The organism is Actinosynnema sp., assembly GCF_052038725.1.
This window is the reverse complement of the sequence record NZ_JBQGCX010001358.1, coordinates 1-3,372: the sequence shown is the minus strand read 5'-3', so window position 1 is coordinate 3,372 and position 3,372 is coordinate 1. Positions and strand designations below refer to the sequence as shown.

Here is a 3,372-nt window from a genome sequence, read left to right as displayed (position 1 = left end):
CAGGTGCCGGACGAGGCGGCGGCGCGCGATCTGGTGCGCGGCGACCCCTACGTCCGGTCCCAGTCGGTGGCCGAGGTGCGGATCAGGCAGTGGCACGTGCTGCTCGGCCTGCCCGACCACGAGCGGGTCCCGTCCGTGGTCCGACCTCGCGACGGCCAGAGCGCCGATCGCTCGAAGGAGCCGCTCACGCCGCACGAGCACCGCATCGCGCTGATGATGCTGGAGGGCATGACCAACCGGCAGATCGCCGAGCACTTCTCGGTGTCCACCCGCGCGGTCGAGCTCCACATCACCCGCATCTACCGCAAGCTCGACATCGGTCGACGGGCGCAGCTCGCCGCGGCCATGCCGTGGGGTCAGCGCTCCTACCTGTAGTCGGGATTCGTGTTCCCCCTGCCCCGTTCGCACTAGCGGCGGAGTCGGGGGTCCTAATCCGAATACGCGCCGTGGTGGCCGCACTGGAATGGTGCGGCTATTCGGGTGAGCAATTTTCTGGGGGACCCTCCGGAGTTCGCTGCCGATTGCGCGCGGCGAACCCCGGAGAATGCCCGGAGCGCCTAGGGTGCCGGTCGTGACCAGCATCCAGGAACGGCTCTACCCGGAACTGCCCTGCTTCGGCTGCGGCCAGGCCAACCCCAAGGGGCTGCGCCTGCGCAGCTACCGGGGGGAGGGCGGGCTGGTCACCGCGGCGTTCACGCCGTGGCCGGAGCACGACAACGGCCTCGGCCACCTGAACGGCGGCGTGATCGGCACGGTGCTGGACTGCCACAGCGCGGCGGCGGTGATGGCCGAGGCCGACGAGCGCGGCTGGCGACCGCTGGGCGGCGCCGCGCTGGCCTACGTGACGGCGGGCCTGGACGTGCGCTACCTGCGGCCCGCGCCGCTGACCGAGGAGGTCGAGCTGCGCGCGGCGGTGGTGGAGGCGTCCGAGGCGCAGATCACCGCCGAGGTGTCCCTGTGGTGGGACGGCAAGCCGCGCGCGGAGGCCGTGGCGCTGTGGAAGCGCTGGCGGCCCCGCTCCTGAGCGACCCCTCCAGGCCGGCCCAGGGGCAGCTCCGTGGCAGCTCCGGGACCGCACCCAGGGGTCGTCCGGCATGGGCACTCCTGCCCACCGCGCCCGCTCGCGCCGGACCCGCCGGGGACCGGGCCGCGGCCTCCGCCGGTGTGCTGCCTGCGGCATCCGGGTTTTCCCGGCCCCGCAGGGGGAAACCGCCCGTCGTGATCGAGGTGAAGCTGCACGTCCCCGCCACGCCCGACGAGGTGTTCGCGGTGCTGGCCGACGGCTGGTCCTACGCGGGCTGGGTGGTCGGCGCGTCCCACATCCGGCAGGTGGACACCGGGTGGCCCCGCGTGGGCACCCGCATCCACCACAGCCTCGGCGCCTGGCCGGTGCAGGTGAAGGACACCAGCACCGCCCGCGCGGGCGAGCCAGGCCGGTTCCTGGAGCTGGACGCGGGCCTGTGGCCGCTGGGGCAGGCCAGGATCAGGCTGGAGCTGACCGAGGTCGCGGGCGGCACCGACGTGCTCATGGCCGAGGAGATCACCAAGGGCCCGCTCAGCCTGCTGCCCAAGCCCGCGCAGGCGCTGTTCCTGGCGCCGAGGAACCGGGAGAGCCTGCGCAGGCTCGCCGCGCTGGCCGTCCGCAGGGAGAACGGCGCCGGCCTCTGACCGGGGCGCACCGACCGGGGCGCACTGACCGGGGCGCACTGACCGGGGCGCCCTGACCGCGAGCGCGCCGACCGGACCTGACCGCCTCGGCCGCGTCCGGCCGCGCTGGCCCGGCCGCTCCCGCCCCGTGCCAGGTCGTCCCAGCCGGTCAGCGACCACCAGCGGGGGAGCGGCCCGTCGACGACGGGCCGCCCGCCCCGGCCACCACCCCGGCGCTACCGGTACAGCGCCCGCTGCAGCCCCTGCACCAGCAGCCGGTACCCGTCGCCGCCCAGCCCGTTGCGGGCCAGCGCCGCCCGCGCCGCGTTCGCGCCCGCCGCGCCGTGCACCCCGCCGCCGGGGTGCGCCGACGCGCTCGCCAGGTACAGCCGGTCGACCGGCGTGTCCGCCCGCCCCAGCCCCGGCACCGGCCGGAACACCAGCTGCTGGTGGATCGCCGCCGTCCCGGAGTTGGTCGACCCGCCCAGCAGGCTCGGGTTGCGGTCCTTCAGGTCCTCAGGCCCCTGCACGACCCGCCCCAGCACCAGGTCCCGGAACCCCGGCGCGCGCGCCGCCCCGACCGCCTCGACCCGGTCCGCGTACCGCTCCAGCTCGTCGCGCGTCCACCTCAACCCGCGCGGCACGTGCGTGTAGGCCCACGCCGCCTCCGTCCCCTCCGGGGAGCGGGTCGGGTCGGCGGTCGTCATCTGGCCCATGATCAGGAACGGGTCGTCGGGCACCCGGCCGCAGGCGATCTGCGTCGCGCCCACCGCCAGCCCGTCCAGGTCGCCGCCGACGTGCACGGTCCCGGCCCGGCGGGCGGCCTCGGCGGTCCACGGGATCGGCCCGGACAGCGCCCAGTCCACCTTGATCGTCGCGTCGTCCCACTCGAACGCCCCCAGGTCCGACACCAGCCGCGCGGGCAGGTGCTCGGCCCCGACCAGGTCCAGGTACAGCGCGGGCGCCGGGACGTCCGCCAGCACGGCCTTGCGCGCCCGCACGAACCCGCCCGCCGCGTCCCGCACGCCCAGCGCCCGGCCGCCCGCCACGACGATCCGGTCCACCGGCCGCCCCAGGTGCACCGCCCCGCCGAACCGCCGCGCCAGCGCCTCCGCCAGCGCCCCCGCGCCGCCCTCCGGCACCGGGTAGCCCACGTCCTGCCCGAGCATCGACAGCAGCCACCCGAACGCCGTGCCCGCCGCCTGGTCGGGCCCGAGGTCGGTGTGCATCGCGTTGCCCGCGAGCAGCAGCGTCCCGCCCTCGCCGGTGAACCGCTCCGCCCCGAACGCCCGCACCGACAGCACCAGCGAGCGGACCAGCCGCAGCGCGTCACCGGCCCCCAGCGCGCCCAGCAGCCCCGCGCCCGCCCGGACCGGCGGGAACGGCCGCAGCAGCGCGTCCAGCAGCCGCTCGCGCACCCGCTCCCACAGCGCGAACTCGTCCCGCCACGCCTGCCCGTCGCCCGCGCCGAACGCCTCCAGCGACGCGGCCGTGCGCCCCACCTCGTCCGACAGCACCGCGACCCGGTCGTCCGGCAGCACGTGCGCCAGCACCTCGGGCGCCCGCCGCCACCGCAGCCCGTGCTCCTCCAGCCCCAGCCCCGCGATCACCGGCGACCCGGCGCCCAGCGGGTAGAACGAGCTGAAGACGTCGCTGCGGAAGCCGGGGGCCACGAACTCCTCGGTCCGCACCGCCCCGCCAGGCCGGTCCCCGGCCTCCAGGACG

4 protein-coding genes are annotated in these 3,372 nt (G+C 76.5%); 3 read left to right on the top strand and 1 reads right to left on the bottom strand.

Translation table 11 applies throughout. The features are described from left to right. From ACTUAL_RS28655 to ACTUAL_RS28645, 3 genes are all read left to right on the top strand, one after another. Nucleotides 1-375 (top strand): LuxR C-terminal-related transcriptional regulator (locus ACTUAL_RS28655; RefSeq protein ID WP_440902420.1); only part of this gene is annotated, 375 nt, incomplete at its 5' end. A gap of 196 nt (nucleotides 376-571) precedes the next feature. Then, nucleotides 572-1,024: a PaaI family thioesterase gene (locus ACTUAL_RS28650; protein WP_232519761.1), complete on the top strand. Its 453-nt coding sequence runs from the start codon at nucleotides 572-574 to the stop codon at nucleotides 1,022-1,024. Between the two features lie 194 nt (nucleotides 1,025-1,218). Further along, nucleotides 1,219-1,668 (top strand): SRPBCC family protein, encoded by a 450-nt coding sequence (locus ACTUAL_RS28645; RefSeq protein WP_096492316.1) that lies wholly within the window; start codon nucleotides 1,219-1,221, stop codon nucleotides 1,666-1,668. 215 nt (nucleotides 1,669-1,883) lie between these two features. On the opposite strand, the gene ACTUAL_RS28640 is transcribed toward ACTUAL_RS28645, so the two are convergent. Continuing rightward, the coding region (locus ACTUAL_RS28640) for a phytoene desaturase family protein (RefSeq protein ID WP_440902419.1) at nucleotides 1,884-3,372 on the bottom strand (1,489 nt) is incomplete at its 5' end.